Here is a 17,190-nt window from a genome sequence, read left to right as displayed (position 1 = left end):
TTATATTGCTTCTTTCTTTCCTGCCATATGTAATGGAACAGGATGTTTCATACGATTCATCGTAAATACGATAATTGCTGTCAATACTTCCGCAACCGGCATAACGAGCCAAATTCCGTTTATTCCAAATAACTTTGGCATAATCCATAACAACGGAATAATAAATAGTAACCCTCGGCTCATTATAATAAGTACTGATTTCTTCGTTTGTCGCACTGATTGGAAGTACTCTCCATACACAATGTTGTAGCCTAAAAATACGTATTGGATAAAGAACAAGCTAATACCTGTTAACGTTAACTCCAATAGTTCTGGCGATTGGACATCAAATAGACCAATGATATATTTCCCGAAGAATAATCCGACAATTATCGCAATGCCTCCGAGTACAACCGCAATCTTCACAGCAAACTGTAATCCTTCACGCAATCTTTCTGATAAATTTGCACCGTAATGGAAACTTGCGATTGGTTGTAATGCTGCTCCAACACCAAAGAATAATAGTAATGCCATCGCATGAATGCTATTCACCATTGCATAGGAAGCGACTCCTACTTCTCCTGCATATTGAACGAATGCGATGTTAAAACCAATCGTTACGATTGCTACTGTACTTTCTGCTGTAAAACTTGGGAAACCAATCACCATTATTTGTTTAACCGTATCCCATTCAAAATGGAATTTCGTCCACTTTAAAATACTACTCTTTCTAAAGAAGTGAGTTAATAATACAAGGAAACCAATTGCTGCCGAAAGAATAGTCGCTGAAGCAGCACCTGTTACACCCCATCCAAAGATGAAAATAAAGATATAGTCAAACATTATGTTTAATACAGCCGTTACAACAAGACCTGCCATTGCTAAATTAGGATTTCCATCATTTCGTATAAATGTACTTAAAATATTTTCTAATACGTATATCATTCCAAATGTTAATAACACGTGTAAATAGTCTAACGCATACGGTAAAATCACTTCATTTGCACCGAATAAGTATGCTAAATCTTCTATTCTCCATACGCAAATAGCCGCTAAAACGCCTACGATAATAACTGCTACAGTCATAGATTGCGTAAAAATAGACCTTGCTCTTTCAAGTTTATTTTCGCCTAGTGCAATCGAATATAATGTTGCTCCGCCCATTCCAATCCATAATGAAATGGAGAAGAAAATCGAAAATGCTGGAATAGCGACGTTTACTCCCGCTAAACCGTTCGCTCCAACTCCCCTACTAATCATGACCGCGTCAATCACAATATTAACTGACATTAATACCATTCCGAGAACTGCCGGTATTAAATATGAAATAAATAAACTTTTTATCGGTTTTTCTCTTAATTTTTCTGTTGCTTCCATACTAATATGCTCCTTTTTTCAACGCTCTGTTCACAGTTTAAACCTTCAAGTAACTTGAAGGTCAAGAGAGAATTTAAAAATAGGTAACTTAATTATCGTCATTGATGCCGATTTGTAATTAGTACGAGTCTTACACCTTATTTCATTGTTTTTTCATTATAGGGATTTGAATTTCCGTTACTTGCTCCTCTGGATTTTCTGTTACAGACCAATCAATTAATGCAATCTCAATCGAATCTCCGCTCACTTCATATCCCTCTTGAGAGATGTATTTCATTAACTCCTTGTATGTTTCATCTGTTTCTTCATATGGTCCATGATGATAAGCACACGCAAATATACCTGCTTTAATTTCATCTGAACTATGTACTTGAAAAGGCATATAATCCAAAAGAATAAAAACACTATTGTATGATTGAAATTCATTTTGAATTAATGCTTTTTTGGCAACCGTTACACCGATATCTCCAGAGAATAAGCTATTATCTATTTGTTTCATATTTTTCTGCAACGAATGGATATAATACTCAAACATATCATCTGTTGTATTTGGTGCAACCGCAATCGCTGTAATCTTTCGCTGCGGGATTTCTTTAACTATGATTTTTTCAGCTTTTACTTTCGTCGCTTCCTTAATTACATAAATTCTATGTTCCATTTTTGCTAAAGCATACTCAATTTCTCTTTGCTTCTTTAACATCATTTCTTGTTGCTTTTCAAGTAAATTAAGCGCATAAGATGGGTTCCGCTCATCAATATATTTCTTAATTTCCTTTAACGGAATATTTAACTGTCGTAAAAATTTAATCGTATCTAACAGTGAAAACTGATCAATTGTGTAATAACGATAATTCGTTTGCGGATCGACAATAGACGGGTGAAAAATTCCTTTTTCATCATAATACCTTAATGTAGATTCTGCGATATTATGCATTTTTGCCATTTCTCCAATTGTAAAGCGTTTGTTTATTAACATATTCCATTCTCCAATTCATTAAAAATGTTTCCTTATTTCTTCTTATTATATATTGATTCCCTCCATACCTAAATCGAATCTCATCATGAAAATCTGCTATTTTTTCATTGATTTTTTATAAATTTTATTATATATTGATTACAGGTTCAAGTTACAAGTTCAAAAGAACTTGTAATTAGACCCTTTGTTTAATGGGTTTTACATATTTTCATTAGGCAAATTCCGAGAAATCGTTTAATAAAAATACAAAGTGATAAGGAGAGGATCAAATGGAATTCGAATTTTTCTTTCAAATTGCACTTATTTTATTAAGTACAAAGCTTGCTGGTGACCTTAGTGTTAGATTAGGTCAACCTTCTGTACTCGGTAAATTAATTGTCGGTATCGTTATCGGTCCAGCTGTATTAGGTTGGATTGAAAACTCAGAACTTCTAACACAATTAAGTAATGTTGGTGTTATTCTTTTAATGTTTATGGCTGGACTTGAAACAGACTTAGAAGAATTAAATGCAAATCGTAACTCTTCTTTAGCAGTTGCACTCGGAGGTATCATTCTTCCATTCGTAGGTGGTTATGTTTCCGGTCTTGTTATGGGAATGGAACAAGGGAACGCTGTATTTTTAGGATTACTTCTATGTGCGACAAGTGTTAGTATTTCCGTTCAAACACTTCGCGATTTAGGTAAGATGAAAACACGTGAAAGTACAACGATGCTTGGAGCAGCTGTATTTGATGACATTCTTGTTGTTATTTTATTAGCATTCGCAATGAGCTTCTTAGGCACAGACGATGTTAACTTAACAATGGTTATCTTGAAGAAGGTCGTATTCTTCGCCTCTATTATTTTAATCGGATGGAAAGGTGTTCCAGCGATTATGCGTTGGTTATCACCATTACGCGTATCTGAGTCTATCGTGAGCGCGGCTCTTATTATCTGTTTCTCATTCGCATATTTCGGCGAATTATTAGGAATTGCTGGTATTATCGGTGCTTTCGCAGCTGGTATCGCAATTTCTCAAACGAACTACAAACATGAAGTAGAAAAGAAAGTAGAACCGATTGCTTACGCAATGTTCGTTCCAGTATTCTTCGTTAGTATCGGTATGAATATTACATTTGATGGTATTGGTAATCAAATTTGGTTCATCTTAGCATTAACAGTTATCGCTGTCTTCACAAAACTAATCGGTTGTGGATTTGGTGCACGCATGACTGGATTTGATGCAAAGTCTTCTGCAATTATCGGTGCTGGAATGGTTTCACGTGGTGAAGTTGCACTTATCATCGCAGGAACAGGTCTTTCTTCTGGACTATTAGCACAAGATTACTTTACAGCTATCGTTATTGTCGTTATTTTAACTACAATGATTACACCACCAATGTTAAAATACACTTTTGGTGCCAAAGATAAAGCAATGAAAGCAAGTAAATAAGTTTACTATAATAAAAGGAGATTACTATTTTATAAAATAGTAATCTCCTTTTTCATTTTCTCTTTAAACAATCTCATTCGTCTTTAACCATTTTTCAAAAATAGTCCTTGCTTCTTCATCATCAATATTATCACGAAATGAATATACTTTAATGCCATAGTCATCGATATATTCACCTAGCTTCATTTCCTCCACTTTCTTATAAAAATCGTCTACCTCATAGTGCGGAATATACGCATCCCAAACTGGTTCCTTTATTCTTTTGTACGCTGTCACTTCTAAATCATATCCATCTTCATAATATCCGATGTGATAATGTTGACTAGGATCATATTTCTCCATTCATATCCCCTCCCTTTAAAAAACTACCTTATTTCACGTAATAAACAAAAGCGAGCCTTATATTACAGCTCACTTTTGTTCTTTTATTTGATTAAATACGCTCCATCGCTGTCTTCAACGTACCAACAACGAAAGCAATTTCTTCACTTGAAATAACAAGAGGCGGCGCTAATGTTAAAACATTATTATACCCTGCTGTTGTCATACCGTTTCGTCCTATAATTAAACCTTTTTCTTTACAAGCATTTACAACAGTCGCGATTTTGTCGTTATCAATCGGTTCTTTCGTCTCTTTATCATTTACTAGTTCAATTCCTACTAATAGACCTTTCCCTCTAATATTTCCAACTAGCGGATGTTCCCCGATTTCTTCTTTTAATTGCTCTAATAAAAGTGAGCCCATTTGTGCAGAGCGTCCAATTAAATCTTCATTTTCCATAATCTCTAAGTTTTTAAGTGCTAATGCACAAGCCGCCGGGTTTCCACCAAATGTATTAATATGGCGGAAAAATTCATATTCCCCAGTTCCTTTAAATGCTTCATAAATTTCTTTTTTCACAGCTGTTGCTGATAATGGTAAGTATGCACTCGTAATACCTTTCGCCATCGTAATGATATCAGGCTTAACATCATAGTTCATAAATCCAAATGCTTTTCCTGTACGCCCGAAACCACAAATCACTTCATCACTAATGAGTAGCGCACCGTGTTTTTGACATGTTTCATGAACAGCTTTCATATAGTCTTGTGGTGGCATTAAAATACCTCCGCCTGTAATGATCGGCTCCATAATAAATGCGGCTATCGTTTCACTTAATTCCCATGTCATAACACGATCTACTTCTTTCACACACTCTACATCATAAATATTTTGTGATTCCATTTCTGGCATACGATAACAATCTGGCGGTGTTACGTGTAAAAATCCTGAGGCAAAAGGCTCATATTGATATCTACGCTGCGCTTGTCCCGTCGCTGCCATTGTCGCCATTGTATTTCCATGATATCCTCGGTAACGTGACATAAATTTATAACGATGTGGTTCACCTTTATGTGCATAGTATTGCCTTGCTATTTTAAAAGCTGTTTCATTCGCTTCTGACCCACTATTTGAGAAGAAAATAACATATTCTCCTCCAAGCCACTCATTTAACTTTTCAGCAAGCTTTATTGCTGGCTCATGTGATTGCGACATCGGAAAGTACGATAATGTTTGTAATTGTTCATAAGCCGCTTCTGCGAGTTCTTTTCTTCCATACCCACTATTCACACACCAAAGACCACTCATACCATCTAAATATCTTTTTCCATGTATATCTTCAACCCAGCACCCTTCTGCTTTTGCCCCTACCATTGTACTACTTGGACTAAAGGGACGCATGCCGTGCCAAACATATTGCTCATCTTTTGCTAATAATTCATCAGTTTGTTTCGTTTTCATCATTTCTTCCACCTTCCATAACAACTTATTTTTCACAAAAGCTGCGCTGGTGCCATGATGATTTAAATTTCTCCCTGCTTATTTTCATTCCACAAAATTATGACAAATCCTACTTACAACACAGTAATATTTATCCCGCATTAACGGGCAGTAAAACTCCCACTCCAAAATTCAGCTGGAGCAAAGAAGTTAGGTGGGAGATTAACTGCCCGTAAAAGCCCGATTGGTGCGGGCTAATAATTGGTCAGCATGCCCCCCTACTGATTAAAGTTTCACTTTATAAGAAAATGACAAAAGAAAAAGAGCTTTTCTTTTAATACGAAAAGCTCCTCTTTTTTAATGTGAAGATGTGTCGCTAATACCATGACCAGTATTCGATTTCACAAGAATTTCATCAAACTTCGCTACATCTTCTTTCTTACTAGAGAAAATAGTTCCTAAATATGCTGCTAGGAAACCAAGCGGAATCGAAATAATGCCAGGTGTCGTATATGGGAATAAGGCTTCTCCAACAAAAATAGCTTTTCCAGCTACAGGGTTCCAGACGTTTGGACTTAACGCTACAAGAACAATTGCTGATACGAGTCCAACGACCATACCAGAAATGGCACCCGTTGTATTAAAACGCTTCCAATAGATTGTAAATAATATAACTGGTAAGTTTGCACTAGCCGCGACTGCAAATGCTAATGAAACTAAAAATGCTACGTTTAAGGTTTGCGCAAATAACGCAAGTATAATAGATACTACAGCTACTCCAATCGAAGCATAACGAGCCATTGACACTTGCTCTTTTTCCGTAGACTTTCCTTTACGGATAATCTCGTTATAAAAATCATGCGCAAATGCTGATGCTGCTGTTAATACGAGTCCTGCTACTACAGCTAAAATGGTTGCAAAGGCAATGGCTGATACGAAAGCAAATAAGAAGTCCCCACCTAATGCTTTAGCTAATAAAGGTGCTGCCATATTACCAGCAGGATTTGCTTTAATAATCGCCTCATTTCCTACAAACGCTGCTGCTCCAAATCCTAAGAAAATTGTCATAATATAAAATGCGCCAATTAACCATGTCGCATACACAACAGATTGACGTGCCGTTTTTGCATCTCGCACTGTAAAAAAGCGCACAAGAATATGTGGCAATCCAGCTGTACCAAGTACTAGTCCTAAATTTAAAGAAAGTGTATCAAGACCATCTTTATACTTTACTCCTGGATTTAAAAACGAATCTTTTAATGGCGTAGCTGTTTTCATTTGAGCAAACATTTCAGTCACACTAAAATTAAATTTTGCAAAAACGATAACAGAAATAATAAATGTACCAGCCATTAGTAATACAGCTTTAACAATTTGTACCCAACTCGTAGCAGTCATACCACCAAAAATAACGTACACTGTCATTAATGTGCCAACGATTAAAACTGCTGTCGTATATTCTATTCCTAATAATAATTTAATAAGTGCACCCGCACCGACTAATTGGGCAATCATATAAAAAATTGAAATTGTCATCGTATTCAGGGCAGCAATACCGCGAACTTTTTTCGCATCAAAACGCGCTGCAATCATATCCGCCAATGTGTACTTCCCTAAATTTCTAAGTGGTTCTGCAACTAGGTATAATACGACTAAATACGCAACTAAAAATCCAATACTATAAAAAAATCCATCAAATCCAGTTAACGCTATCGCTCCAGCAATACCGAGGAATGACGCAGCAGACATATAATCCCCAGCGATGGCCAGACCATTTTGCCAACCCGTTAATCCCCCTCCAGCCGTATAAAACTCACTCGCATTTTTCGTTTTTTTCGATGCAAAATAGGTTATGACGAGCGTACCAAGAACAATAATTAAAAATAGTGCAAACGCAGTAGTATTCAAATTCAACTCCTCCCTTTTTGCATATCTTGTAGAATTTCCCGCGAAATTTCATCAAAGGATTGAGCTTTCTTACTATAAATCATACATAATGACCATGTCATAATAAATTGCGCAAAAGCAAATACCCATGCCCATGTCACATCACCGAATGCTGGTGTATTAAGCACTTTCGAATACGATGTTAAAATAGGTAGCGCAATAAAAAAACTGAAAAAGAAAATACTCATTGGAACGATAAACTTCTTCTTCGTATTTAATAACAATTGAAATTCTTCTGACTGAACAACCTCTGTATAATTCACTTCATTTTGCAACTTACGTGCTGACGTATCATCTCGTTTCATCCCCTACTCCCCTCTCCAACTCGAAATACACTTCCCCTTCGCATACCCAAAGACTAAATTTTATAAATATTCAGAAACTTATTTTCATTTTAGACAATCCATACATTCCTGCAAAGATTTTTCGGTAGACATTTTTCGTCAATTTTCTCTAAATTTTTAATATACTTTTTCACAATAAAGTGCAACTTAAATCCGTATAGGTTTCGTACACCCCACACCGATTATTAGCCCGATTCTAACAAATACCCGTACACATTTTTTCCTCGTTAAGAAAGAAGTGGTGCTTAATCCCACGTCTTTTCCATCTTTAAGCGTTCCAAATATAAAATTGAATACTGGATTTGAAACACCAAACCAAAACTTTTCGTTTTTATAATGGTGTAATATATGCTGTTTTTTTAGCCACCTTCCAAACTTAGTGACGGGACTAATCGGCTTATGTGCAATATAATGTTTCCATTCATAAACAAGAAGCATGATAATCATTCCGATTCCAAATGAAAGTGTAACAGTAACACTTTTTGTAATACCATATGATATAAGTAAATATATAGTAAAGCTAGGTACACTAAACCATACAGGCAAAAATAAAAGTTTCAAATCATCTGGGTATACGTGATGATCATAATGTAATCTTCTTAACATTTTTAATAAAAATACGTTTTTAGGCGGCTTTAAATAGAATAAAAAACGATGGGTCATATATTCGTTAAGCGTATAAAAAACAATACCAAACAGACACGCTAACATACCGATCCAAGTGAAAAATTGCATTTTTAAAATAATGATGAAAATAAATAAAATACTATACATAATAACAATATCATGCTGCAAAAAGAACTCTTTCCCTACTCTCTTCATCTTACTTCCCCTTTTTCCAAAAAAAACAGCCGCAACGTATCGTTACGACTATTTCTTTTCTATTCACTTTACAAATTTGCCTGCTGTTCTATTGTCGAGAAAAAATTGTTTGTTCCAAATATATTTTGCTTCGGAATAATGTGTTCTACTGCAAACACTGTTACTTCTCCCCTTTGTACCTCTCCAATAATGAGTCCAAATACCTCATGATTTACTGCAAACGTTGGTTGTTTCGTTTGTAGCAATCTGGCTGCAGTATTAAATACCGCTTCATATAATGGATCCCTATCAGTAATTTCTTTTCGGATTTTTGGTGCTAACGTAATAATAATTTCTTTTCCGTCAATAGTGGTTCGATACATAAAAATCTCCCCTTCAATCTTATGTGAACAACTGTAAAGCTTTGTATGCAAAATGGATAGAATATCCTACTAAAATAATACCTGCTCCGGCTGTTATGTAGCCAAGTGCTTTCTGTTTTAATAAAGTCCTTCCAAAATGTACAGAAAAAGCAATATTTAAATTCCATAAAATAATACCAACAATAATGCATAGACTGTACAAGAAAGCTTCTTGTTTCGTTACCTTCGTAAGCAATGAGCTAAGTGTGCTTCCATATATACCAAACCAAAAAACAAGATTTAATGGATTGGATATAGCAATTAAAAATCCTGCCATAAACGATTGTTTAAGGCCACCTACCTCTTCTTTTTTATATTCCATATTCGAGTGGGAAATTCCTTGTTTTACACTTTGAAATCCTAAATAAAATAATAAGAAAAACCCCGTGCAATACATAAGAGCTTGTACGTATGTATACATAAACACAGAAGATAAACCGAAATAAATGAGAAGCATAAACAAAACATCTGCAGTCATTCCACCAATTCCAACAACCCACGCATGCCAAAACCCGCGTTCAATTCCTCGTTTTAACATTTCAATATTAATTGGACCTACTGGTGCCGCTAATGAAATACCTAATACAATTTGCTGTATAATTGCTCCAAACATCGCTCTATCCTTTCTACTTCCTTTACTATTAAGTAATGATGTAACCTTTAAAAATAGACTAGCTTTCATAATAAAATACCCTTTTTTATCCAAAATATACAAAAGAGCCATCTAGATGATGGCTCTTATTTCTCTACCTTATGATGAAAAGGACATTTCCCTTTTATTGGCTCAATATCGTCTCCAATAAAATATTGTTTCCATTCTCGATGGTCAAGATCACCGTAATGACTAATGTTAGGATGTTTCGGCAGCTGATCCCACTTTTCAACTCGTTCACGAACCATTTGCCTTGAATAGGCCCCTTTAGGACGATCACCTTCTAATCCATCGAAAATGGTACGTGGCTGAAACCCAATAACGAGTGAATTCCCTAAATGCCTAGTCTTTCTCTGTTTATAAGCGGGTGCATTCCCAAATGCAAATATCGGTTCACCACCGAATGAAAATTCCCATAAATAATGATCTGGATCTTCAGGAATTTGCTGCGGCCATGTTTGATTATCATGTTCATGTAAATACTGTAGTACTTTCCAAAAGTAATCACGATAATATTCAAGTGATTGTTCTTCCCATTCTGGTTCCACAAAAAGAAAAAATCCTCTTCGTACAATTGGCCGCTCTTTCATTAATTCTAAAAAAGATAACATTGTATGTGGCAAATGACTCCAATCATTATGAGAAAGAAATGAATAACGAAGTTCATTCTTTTTCAATGCTGTTAAACCGAAATAACATGGGAAAGTTGCTTCTAACACGATGCTTGAAAAATTTTGAAATTCTTTCGCAACCCAATTCGGTATATCCGTTCTCGTTCTCATTCCTTCATTATCTAATAAGTAAGACTTATTCATTCTTTCACCTCATTATGTATAGCATTCAATAAAGAATATTACATAACCGGCCTGTCCTATACCTTTTTAAACATTTGACCAGAAAATTATTTAAAAATACAAAAAAATAAAATCGCTTACTTGACTAATTTCTACCAATTCGTGTATATTTAAATTAATCATTTAGCAGAATATTCAAGATTATAGCATTTTTAGTTTATATTATCTTTTCAAATGAATTTCACTAAATGAAAAAAGCAAATGTTTCTAGGAGGAATTGTAACATGCAAGGAAAAGTAAAATGGTTTAACAACGAAAAAGGTTTTGGATTTATCGAAATGGACGGCGCTGACGATGTATTCGTACATTTCTCTGCTATTCAAGGTGACGGCTACAAAGCTTTAGAAGAAGGTCAAGAAGTATCTTTCGATATCACTGAAGGAAACCGTGGACCTCAAGCTGCTAACGTAGTAAAACTTTAATCCAACATATGACAGGAGGTTACCTTACTTGGTAACCTCCTTTGTTATTCCTTTGTATATTTCCGTTTTACAGAGCGAAAACTATGTGAAATGCGCAATTCACAAAGGAGGCAATTACAATGGGTTCAGAAGTAAATGATTTTGAAGAAGTGAAATTCCGTGTAGAAACAGCACAAAAAATGGTAGGTTCTGCAACAATTTCAATGGATCCAGACACACTGGAGCATGCCACTACTGCAGTAGAAGCAGCTCGCTCTCAACTTGAGATTATGAAATCTGTTGCAACAGATTTAGATGAGCCATTTTTAATGAATGAGGAAAAGAAATTAAGTAAGTGCGAGCATCAATTACATGAAGCGAAGCACTAAAAAAACATCCAGAGAGTTTTCTCTGGATGTTTTTTATGACAACTGTTCTCCATATTTTTTCAACGTTTCTCCAACTGTACATTGCCTAATACAAAATGAATGGGCATAATATTTACTATTCGTTTTCCGATTATGTTCTCGCAAAAAACATCCTTCACAATACGTTTCTAATAAGTCATTTACCTCTGTAATGAGTTGCTTTTTTTCCACCTTTGCACCTCTCTATTCGGTTATTTCTTTATGACTATCAATGACTGTCCCTTCTAATGCTTGCGTTGCTAATTGATGTGCTTCTTTATTTTGTTTTCTAGATATTGGCTCACATACAAGCTTTAATTTCATTTGCTTCGCCTTTCGTTCAATTTGATCTAAGTAATGATTTAAATGCTCATCATAGCAAGGCCATTCTCCAGCCAATTGCTGCAGTACAACTTGAGAGTCTCCACGAAGCGTAACTGCTTCATACTTACTCCCTAATTCTTCGAGTATATTTATACCGTATAATAATGATGCATATTCGGCTTCATTATTATCATATATACCTTCTATATATGCGTTGCGGCGAATTCGGTAGTTTGTATTTCCTTTTTTATAATACACACATATACCTACTCCAGCTTCTTTCGTCTGAAGATCATACCCACCATCAAAATAAACATATATTTCTTGAATCTCTTCCTCCACTTGTTTACTCAGCTTCTTCATTTCTTTTAATGACCATTCTGCATCCATTTCATCGTAAAATAAAAGTTCTTTCGCTCTTCCTGTTTTCTCAAAATCCTCCGCAAATTGAAGTACTTCTTCTATGTTCATATAATCTGTCGTTAATTCCGTCTGCAATCCGCGTTTTGTTTTATATAACCAATGAATTTTATATTTCATGCTAAATTCCCCTTATATAAGAATTCTTATTTATATTTTATTATATTTTATCAAGAGTCACAGTATTATATTCAATATAATCACATACAAAAAGAGCTATCCCTATAGGAATAGCTTTTTCATCTATTACATAAATCTTTCAAATTGTACTCGCTTATTAATCCAGTACATTACAGGCATCCCAATCGCCATTACTACGAATTCACCTGCTGCACATGTTAACCAAGTCCACATAAATGGTAAATCAAATGCAAGATGAAGTTCAATTGCAATCATAAACATTGTAATCGTAAAGATAACTGTATTAAAAATCATACGAGCCCAAACACCTTTAATGAATCGCATAGAAATAATCGTTGCAACTAATGCAAGAATAGATTGCCCTACTCCAAATACTAAATCATAAGCGACCATAGGTGAGAAAAAGAGATTCGTTAAAAATACACCTAATACAATTCCGTAACTTGCTTTCTTATTAAATACAACGAGATGATTAAACATCTCTGAAATACGAAACTGTACACCTGTAAAGCCAAATGGCTGAATAAGCATAGAAACAGCAATATATAATGCCGCTATAATACCATTACCGACTATTGTTCTTATATTCATGACAAAATCTCCTTAGTTTTTTTACGTGGGATGGTTTCGAACCACGTTATTCGTTTTTTAAGCAACAAGACTATATTTTACGCATTAGACACTCTTTCGTCAATAGATTCCTATCATCAACTACCTTTTTTCTTTTAGACAACGTATAATGAAACATATGAAAGATTTAGGAGGTTTCACTTCATGACAGCAACAATACAAAATGAAAAAGTAATCGTTTCCATTTCTGACAAAGGTGCAGAATTGCAAAGCGTTCGCTTAAAAGAAGATAACACAGAATATTTATGGCAAGGTGATTCTACTTATTGGGGACGTCGCGCACCAATTTTATTCCCAATTGTCGGCCGATTAGTAGATAATACATACTACGTAGATGGTAAACCATATTCTTTAACTCAACACGGTTTCGCTCGTGATCTTACGTTCTCTGTAAAAGAACAAAGTGAAACAAAAATCACTTATATCGTTACTAGTAATGAAGAAACATTAAAAAAATATCCTTACGAATTTGAACTACTCATTTCTTATGAGGTAGAAGAACAAAATATACATGTTACATATGAAGTAAACAATCCTGCTTCAAAAGAGATGTTCTTCTCAATCGGAGCGCACCCTGGATTCAACTTCCCTCTATTAGACGGCGAATCATTTACAGATTATCATCTATCATTTAACGGTTCTGAACGCTTAGAAACAAGTGTATTAGAAGGACCTTATCTTTCAAGTAAAAAACAATTAATCGCTGAAAATACGAATGAATTGCCACTTACATACGATTTATTCAAAAATGATGCACTTATTTTTGAAAATATGAATACGAATGAAATTTCTATTCGTTCTCATAAACATAATAAATTTGTAAAAGTAGAATTTGCAGGATTTCCATTTGTCGGCGTATGGACACCAGGAGATAACGCACCTTTCTTATGTATTGAACCTTGGTATGGAATCGCTGATGAAATAAATCCAGCAAAAGATTTCAAGGAAAAAAAAGGAATTCAATCTTTACAAGCGAATGAAACATTTACATGTCGTTATAGCATCACAATCGGATAAGTACTCTATCCCCTACTTCAAAGAAACATTTAAGTAGGGGATAATCTTATAATTTGGAGGTTTCTCATTTTGATTGAAGTGTATATTGATGGTGCATCAAAAGGAAATCCTGGTCCTTCTGGTGCGGGAGTATTTATTAAAGGCATACAGCCACCTGTACAATTATCATTACCACTTGGAACAATGTCCAATCATGAAGCGGAATATCATGCTTTACTTGCAGCATTAAAGTATTGCACGGAGCATAATTATAACATTGTCTCTTTTCGTACAGATTCGCAACTTGTCGAGCGAGCTGTTGAAAAAGAATACGCAAAAAATAAAATGTTTGCACCACTATTAGAGGAAGCACTACAGTACATAAAAAGTTTTGATCTCTTTTTTATTAAGTGGATTCCAAGTAGTCAAAATAAAGTCGCTGATGAATTAGCTAGAAAAGCTATCTTACAAAATTAACGGGGGTATGAGTGTGAAAAAAGAGTGGCTTGCTCCTCTCGCTTTATTATTTGTCTCTTTTATTTGGGGAGCTACGTTTGTTGTCGTTCAAAATGCTATGTCTTTCGTTGGTCCATTTACTTTTAATGGCCTTCGCTTTTTATTCGCCGGAATTATTTTATTATTTGTTCAAATGATTTTCTCACAAAAAACTTCGAAACAACATATAAAGCAGAGTAGTTTTGCCGGATTAATTGTTGGATTCTTTTTATGCGTTGGCTATTTATTACAAACATTCGGCTTACTCTATACAACTTCTTCAAAAGCAGGTTTCTTAACAGGACTAAGCATTGTTATGGTTCCAATCTTATCTTTTATCTTTTTAAAACAAAAGGCTACCATTTTCGTCGTACTCGGTATCACTGTGGCAACAGCCGGTTTATATTTATTAACAGCTGCTGATTCTTTTCAATTCAATATAGGAGATATACTTGTTCTCGGTTGCGCAATCGCATTCGCTGCCCATATTCTCATTAACGGTTTCTATTCTAAGAAAATATCACCTTTATTACTAAGCACATCCCAAGTATTAACTGTTGGTATATTTTCTTCTATTTGCGCTTTTTTATTTGAAGATTGGGAAAATTTATTTTCAATATCGCTATGGACGAATCATTCCTTTTTATTCGCCCTATTTCTAACTTCCTTATTTGCGACATCCATTGCTTTTTTCATTCAAACATCGGCTCAGAAACATACTTCTCCAACGAGAGTAGCAATTATTTTCGCAATGGAGCCCGTTTTTGCTGCATTAACAGGTGTTCTCGTTGCTAACGAACAACTTTCTATGTCTGCTATTTTCGGATGTCTATGTATTTTTCTAGGCATGATTTTTGTTGAACTACCTTCCAAAACAAAAAAAGAAGCGCAGGCCGCGTGAAGTTACGCTTGTAACTTCCGCATAAAAGCCTTAGCGCTTTTTTTATCTGTAATTTCTTCTTCTTTCAATCGTTCTAATAACGCAACAAAATAACTGCCATCAAACTGTAATTGATGTTTAATTGTCGCTTCTATTGCTGCGTTCACAATTCCATCAGATGCACCAGTATATCCTTGCCCGAACATAATAAACCCTTGTGCTTCCTCTGATAATTTAAATCCTTTCGTATGTAAGAATGAAAGATAATCTTCTACTGTTTGCATGATATTCCCACCTACTCAAAAATTCTCCACTTCCTATCATACATGTTTTTACACACTATGAGAATGAAATTTCTTTGACAACTTTGTAAATCAATCGTTTACTTCGCTTGCAATGGAGGATTTCCTAACAATCTGAAGGAATATGTACAGTGGAACTTATTTCATATTAAAGGGGAGACACGATGAAACAAGCACTATTAATTATCGATGCTCAACAAGAATTAATTGATGGAAATGAGCAAGAAAATGAAGTTTTTCGTAAAACTGAGTTATTAGCTACACTAAATACAGCTGTACAGAAAGCAATTGATTCAAATGCCCTTATTGTTTTCGTAAGAGATATCGATGTTGCTTCTGGTAGCGGCGTGGGATTTGAAGTACATAATCAAATTCAAGTACCTCAGTCTGCAATCCTTATTAATAAAGCGGCAACGAATTCATTCTATGGCACTTCTTTACTTGAACTTTTAAAAGAAGAAAAAATTAATCATATTGTGATAGGTGGATGTAAAACTGAACATTGTATTGACACAGCTGTTAGGACAGCAACTGTACAAGGATTTGACGTTACATTAATTAAAAACGGTCATTCCACAACTGATTCTAACGTATTGTCTGCAGAGCAAATTATTGGTCATCACAATAAAATTTTACACGGTCATTATAACGTTGATCATTTTTCTATGGTGAGAGATATCGAGGAAGACCTCTTCCAACCAACTCACGACCAATATCGTGATTAATAAACAAAGAATCCTTCATTCAGAAGGATTCTTTGTTACCCAAAAATTTGTGCTGCAATACTATATAGTTCTCCATTTCTTTTCAAAAATTGATCACTATTTTTCATCATAATTGGTGGTGTATTCACCTTTTTAAAACCAGTAACCTCTAATTCTTTCACAAAATCTTTCTTTACTTCTGGTACATCTATTCTTAATTTCCCATTATGCCCTTTTGCTAAATAATGAACAATATTTATTGCCATCTCATCATTTTTAGCAACTACCGGTCCTAATATTTTATTTTCCGGCGTTTGTATACTCAAACCATATCCTATTATATTTTGTTCCTTATCCTTCACAACAGTGCACTGTTCACTTTGCATCATTCTTTTCTTTAAAAACTCTTTTCTATTTGTTCCAAACGCATATTCATCTATTTTTATTATTTCTTCTAAATCACCTTCCTCATAATCCATCATATATTCTTCATTTCTTGCACATTTATGATTCGGATTGTACGAGTTACATATGTATTTAGAAACATAGCTTGCCACCCTAAATCCTAGCTTTTCGTATAAATGCTTCCCCTCATCCGTTGCAATAAGCATAATTGGTGTTCGAGCTGATACGCTATTCATGCATGAATGCGTTATCGCCTTTCCAATTCCTCTTCCCTTATAATCTGGATGTACAATTACCATTCCGATAGACGCTACTTTCTCCCCATATAATATTATTGCCGCGCTAGCAATAAGTTTCTTTCTCTCATTCCACACACCGTATACAATGCCTGCGTTAAAAATCGTCTCAATTTCTTCTCTGCTATAATCCCAACCAATATAAGAAGATAACGCAACAATATCGTCTATTTTTTCTTTTCTAATACGCTCCACTCTCATTTCCAATTCAATCATTCTCCATCTCCTTATTTAGACATTTA

22 protein-coding genes and 1 riboswitch are annotated in these 17,190 nt (G+C 34.8%); of the genes, 7 read left to right on the top strand and 15 right to left on the bottom strand.

The features are described 5' to 3' along the window. Entirely contained in the window at positions 1-1,356 is a 1,356-nt protein-coding gene (locus tag JDS81_RS05355) for an MATE family efflux transporter (protein WP_097954668.1), read from the bottom strand. Positions 1,357-1,498: 142 nt separating this feature from the next. Next, on the bottom strand, positions 1,499-2,332 hold the full coding sequence (locus JDS81_RS05350) for a MerR family transcriptional regulator (protein WP_000906738.1): 834 nt from the start codon (positions 2,330-2,332) through the stop codon (positions 1,499-1,501). A 269-nt stretch (positions 2,333-2,601) separates the two neighbouring features. On the opposite strand from JDS81_RS05350, the gene JDS81_RS05345 reads away from it, so the two are divergent. After that, positions 2,602-3,765, top strand: a complete 1,164-nt coding sequence (locus JDS81_RS05345; protein ID WP_000393900.1) for a cation:proton antiporter — start codon at positions 2,602-2,604, stop codon at positions 3,763-3,765. Positions 3,766-3,828: 63 nt separating this feature from the next. On the opposite strand, the gene JDS81_RS05340 is transcribed toward JDS81_RS05345, so the two are convergent. From JDS81_RS05340 to JDS81_RS05305, 8 genes are all read right to left on the bottom strand, one after another. After that, complete coding sequence (locus JDS81_RS05340) at positions 3,829-4,107, bottom strand: DUF3986 family protein (RefSeq protein WP_000417075.1); 279 nt, start codon at positions 4,105-4,107, stop codon at positions 3,829-3,831. Positions 4,108-4,198: 91 nt separating this feature from the next. Beyond that, positions 4,199-5,548 (bottom strand): aspartate aminotransferase family protein, encoded by a 1,350-nt coding sequence (locus tag JDS81_RS05335; RefSeq protein ID WP_000850988.1) that lies wholly within the window; start codon positions 5,546-5,548, stop codon positions 4,199-4,201. Positions 5,549-5,884: 336 nt separating this feature from the next. Then, positions 5,885-7,435, bottom strand: coding sequence for a solute symporter family protein (locus JDS81_RS05330; protein ID WP_206772240.1), 1,551 nt, complete (start codon positions 7,433-7,435; stop codon positions 5,885-5,887). A gap of 2 nt (positions 7,436-7,437) precedes the next feature. Then, positions 7,438-7,779, bottom strand: a complete 342-nt coding sequence (locus JDS81_RS05325; RefSeq protein WP_097954666.1) for a DUF485 domain-containing protein — start codon at positions 7,777-7,779, stop codon at positions 7,438-7,440. A gap of 186 nt (positions 7,780-7,965) precedes the next feature. After that, positions 7,966-8,640 (bottom strand): sterol desaturase family protein, encoded by a 675-nt coding sequence (locus JDS81_RS05320; RefSeq protein WP_097954665.1) that lies wholly within the window; start codon positions 8,638-8,640, stop codon positions 7,966-7,968. A gap of 68 nt (positions 8,641-8,708) precedes the next feature. Continuing rightward, a complete protein-coding gene (locus tag JDS81_RS05315; protein WP_097954664.1) occupies positions 8,709-9,002 on the bottom strand; it encodes a cytoplasmic protein in 294 nt (97 codons plus the stop codon). A 19-nt stretch (positions 9,003-9,021) separates the two neighbouring features. After that, positions 9,022-9,765, bottom strand: a complete 744-nt coding sequence (locus JDS81_RS05310) for a LysE family transporter (RefSeq protein WP_001196845.1) — start codon at positions 9,763-9,765, stop codon at positions 9,022-9,024. Positions 9,766-9,779: 14 nt separating this feature from the next. Beyond that, positions 9,780-10,508 carry a YqcI/YcgG family protein gene (locus tag JDS81_RS05305; protein ID WP_001043781.1) on the bottom strand — a complete coding sequence of 243 codons (729 nt, stop codon included), beginning with the start codon at positions 10,506-10,508 and terminating at the stop codon, positions 9,780-9,782. A 263-nt stretch (positions 10,509-10,771) separates the two neighbouring features. On the opposite strand from JDS81_RS05305, the gene cspB reads away from it, so the two are divergent. Both cspB and JDS81_RS05295 read left to right on the top strand, forming a co-directional pair. Then, positions 10,772-10,969 carry a cold shock-like protein CspB gene (gene cspB, locus JDS81_RS05300; RefSeq protein WP_001161728.1) on the top strand — a complete coding sequence of 66 codons (198 nt, stop codon included), beginning with the start codon at positions 10,772-10,774 and terminating at the stop codon, positions 10,967-10,969. Positions 10,970-11,088: 119 nt separating this feature from the next. Beyond that, positions 11,089-11,337 carry a DUF2564 family protein gene (locus JDS81_RS05295; protein ID WP_000534393.1) on the top strand — a complete coding sequence of 83 codons (249 nt, stop codon included), beginning with the start codon at positions 11,089-11,091 and terminating at the stop codon, positions 11,335-11,337. A 33-nt stretch (positions 11,338-11,370) separates the two neighbouring features. On the opposite strand, the gene JDS81_RS05290 is transcribed toward JDS81_RS05295, so the two are convergent. From JDS81_RS05290 to JDS81_RS05280, 3 genes are all read right to left on the bottom strand, one after another. Next, positions 11,371-11,547 (bottom strand): zinc-finger domain-containing protein, encoded by a 177-nt coding sequence (locus tag JDS81_RS05290; protein WP_097954663.1) that lies wholly within the window; start codon positions 11,545-11,547, stop codon positions 11,371-11,373. Positions 11,548-11,559: 12 nt separating this feature from the next. Continuing rightward, positions 11,560-12,219 carry a ribonuclease H family protein gene (locus JDS81_RS05285; protein ID WP_097954662.1) on the bottom strand — a complete coding sequence of 220 codons (660 nt, stop codon included), beginning with the start codon at positions 12,217-12,219 and terminating at the stop codon, positions 11,560-11,562. A gap of 126 nt (positions 12,220-12,345) precedes the next feature. Further along, positions 12,346-12,831: a QueT transporter family protein gene (locus tag JDS81_RS05280; RefSeq protein WP_001026463.1), complete on the bottom strand. Its 486-nt coding sequence runs from the start codon at positions 12,829-12,831 to the stop codon at positions 12,346-12,348. A gap of 6 nt (positions 12,832-12,837) precedes the next feature. Continuing rightward, a riboswitch (PreQ1 riboswitch) is annotated at positions 12,838-12,882 on the bottom strand. Positions 12,883-13,014: 132 nt separating this feature from the next. On the opposite strand from JDS81_RS05280, the gene JDS81_RS05275 reads away from it, so the two are divergent. The 3 genes from JDS81_RS05275 to JDS81_RS05265 all read left to right on the top strand — a co-directional run bounded on the left by JDS81_RS05275 (position 13,015) and on the right by JDS81_RS05265 (position 15,262). Continuing rightward, the gene (locus JDS81_RS05275; RefSeq protein ID WP_000127408.1) at positions 13,015-13,887 is read left to right on the top strand and encodes an aldose 1-epimerase family protein; all 873 of its coding nucleotides are present in this window, start codon (positions 13,015-13,017) and stop codon (positions 13,885-13,887) included. A 69-nt stretch (positions 13,888-13,956) separates the two neighbouring features. Next, positions 13,957-14,343, top strand: coding sequence for a reverse transcriptase-like protein (locus JDS81_RS05270; protein WP_000573867.1), 387 nt, complete (start codon positions 13,957-13,959; stop codon positions 14,341-14,343). Between the two features lie 13 nt (positions 14,344-14,356). Continuing rightward, complete coding sequence (locus tag JDS81_RS05265) at positions 14,357-15,262, top strand: DMT family transporter (protein ID WP_142312456.1); 906 nt, start codon at positions 14,357-14,359, stop codon at positions 15,260-15,262. A gap of 2 nt (positions 15,263-15,264) precedes the next feature. On the opposite strand, the gene JDS81_RS05260 is transcribed toward JDS81_RS05265, so the two are convergent. Further along, entirely contained in the window at positions 15,265-15,525 is a 261-nt protein-coding gene (locus JDS81_RS05260; protein ID WP_001195212.1) for a DUF6123 family protein, read from the bottom strand. 182 nt (positions 15,526-15,707) lie between these two features. On the opposite strand from JDS81_RS05260, the gene JDS81_RS05255 reads away from it, so the two are divergent. Further along, positions 15,708-16,268, top strand: a complete 561-nt coding sequence (locus JDS81_RS05255) for a cysteine hydrolase family protein (protein ID WP_000806314.1) — start codon at positions 15,708-15,710, stop codon at positions 16,266-16,268. A gap of 35 nt (positions 16,269-16,303) precedes the next feature. On the opposite strand, the gene JDS81_RS05250 is transcribed toward JDS81_RS05255, so the two are convergent. Next, entirely contained in the window at positions 16,304-17,164 is an 861-nt protein-coding gene (locus tag JDS81_RS05250; protein ID WP_000571028.1) for a GNAT family N-acetyltransferase, read from the bottom strand. Between the last annotated feature and the right edge of the window lie 26 nt (positions 17,165-17,190).

It is taken from the genome of Bacillus cereus group sp. N31, assembly GCF_016483245.1.
Lineage (GTDB): Bacteria > Bacillota > Bacilli > Bacillales > Bacillaceae_G > Bacillus_A > Bacillus_A toyonensis.
This window is presented reverse-complemented; position numbering and strand designations above follow the sequence as displayed.

What these genes read in the sequence shown, in the direction of transcription:
- JDS81_RS05355 (WP_097954668.1), bottom strand. Translation starts at nt 1,356, where the DNA reads ATGGAAGCAACAGAAAAATTAAGAGAAAAACCGATAAAAAGTTTATTT.
- JDS81_RS05350 (WP_000906738.1), bottom strand. Translation starts at nt 2,332, where the DNA reads ATGTTAATAAACAAACGCTTTACAATTGGAGAAATGGCAAAAATGCAT.
- JDS81_RS05345 (WP_000393900.1), top strand. Translation starts at nt 2,602, where the DNA reads ATGGAATTCGAATTTTTCTTTCAAATTGCACTTATTTTATTAAGTACA.
- JDS81_RS05340 (WP_000417075.1), bottom strand. Translation starts at nt 4,107, where the DNA reads ATGGAGAAATATGATCCTAGTCAACATTATCACATCGGATATTATGAA.
- JDS81_RS05335 (WP_000850988.1), bottom strand. Translation starts at nt 5,548, where the DNA reads ATGAAAACGAAACAAACTGATGAATTATTAGCAAAAGATGAGCAATAT.
- JDS81_RS05325 (WP_097954666.1), bottom strand. Translation starts at nt 7,779, where the DNA reads ATGAAACGAGATGATACGTCAGCACGTAAGTTGCAAAATGAAGTGAAT.
- JDS81_RS05320 (WP_097954665.1), bottom strand. Translation starts at nt 8,640, where the DNA reads ATGAAGAGAGTAGGGAAAGAGTTCTTTTTGCAGCATGATATTGTTATT.
- JDS81_RS05315 (WP_097954664.1), bottom strand. Translation starts at nt 9,002, where the DNA reads ATGTATCGAACCACTATTGACGGAAAAGAAATTATTATTACGTTAGCA.
- JDS81_RS05310 (WP_001196845.1), bottom strand. Translation starts at nt 9,765, where the DNA reads ATGGCTCTTTTGTATATTTTGGATAAAAAAGGGTATTTTATTATGAAA.
- JDS81_RS05305 (WP_001043781.1), bottom strand. Translation starts at nt 10,508, where the DNA reads ATGAATAAGTCTTACTTATTAGATAATGAAGGAATGAGAACGAGAACG.
- cspB (WP_001161728.1), top strand. Translation starts at nt 10,772, where the DNA reads ATGCAAGGAAAAGTAAAATGGTTTAACAACGAAAAAGGTTTTGGATTT.
- JDS81_RS05295 (WP_000534393.1), top strand. Translation starts at nt 11,089, where the DNA reads ATGGGTTCAGAAGTAAATGATTTTGAAGAAGTGAAATTCCGTGTAGAA.
- JDS81_RS05285 (WP_097954662.1), bottom strand. Translation starts at nt 12,219, where the DNA reads ATGAAATATAAAATTCATTGGTTATATAAAACAAAACGCGGATTGCAG.
- JDS81_RS05280 (WP_001026463.1), bottom strand. Translation starts at nt 12,831, where the DNA reads ATGAATATAAGAACAATAGTCGGTAATGGTATTATAGCGGCATTATAT.
- JDS81_RS05275 (WP_000127408.1), top strand. Translation starts at nt 13,015, where the DNA reads ATGACAGCAACAATACAAAATGAAAAAGTAATCGTTTCCATTTCTGAC.
- JDS81_RS05260 (WP_001195212.1), bottom strand. Translation starts at nt 15,525, where the DNA reads ATGCAAACAGTAGAAGATTATCTTTCATTCTTACATACGAAAGGATTT.
- JDS81_RS05255 (WP_000806314.1), top strand. Translation starts at nt 15,708, where the DNA reads ATGAAACAAGCACTATTAATTATCGATGCTCAACAAGAATTAATTGAT.
- JDS81_RS05250 (WP_000571028.1), bottom strand. Translation starts at nt 17,164, where the DNA reads ATGATTGAATTGGAAATGAGAGTGGAGCGTATTAGAAAAGAAAAAATA.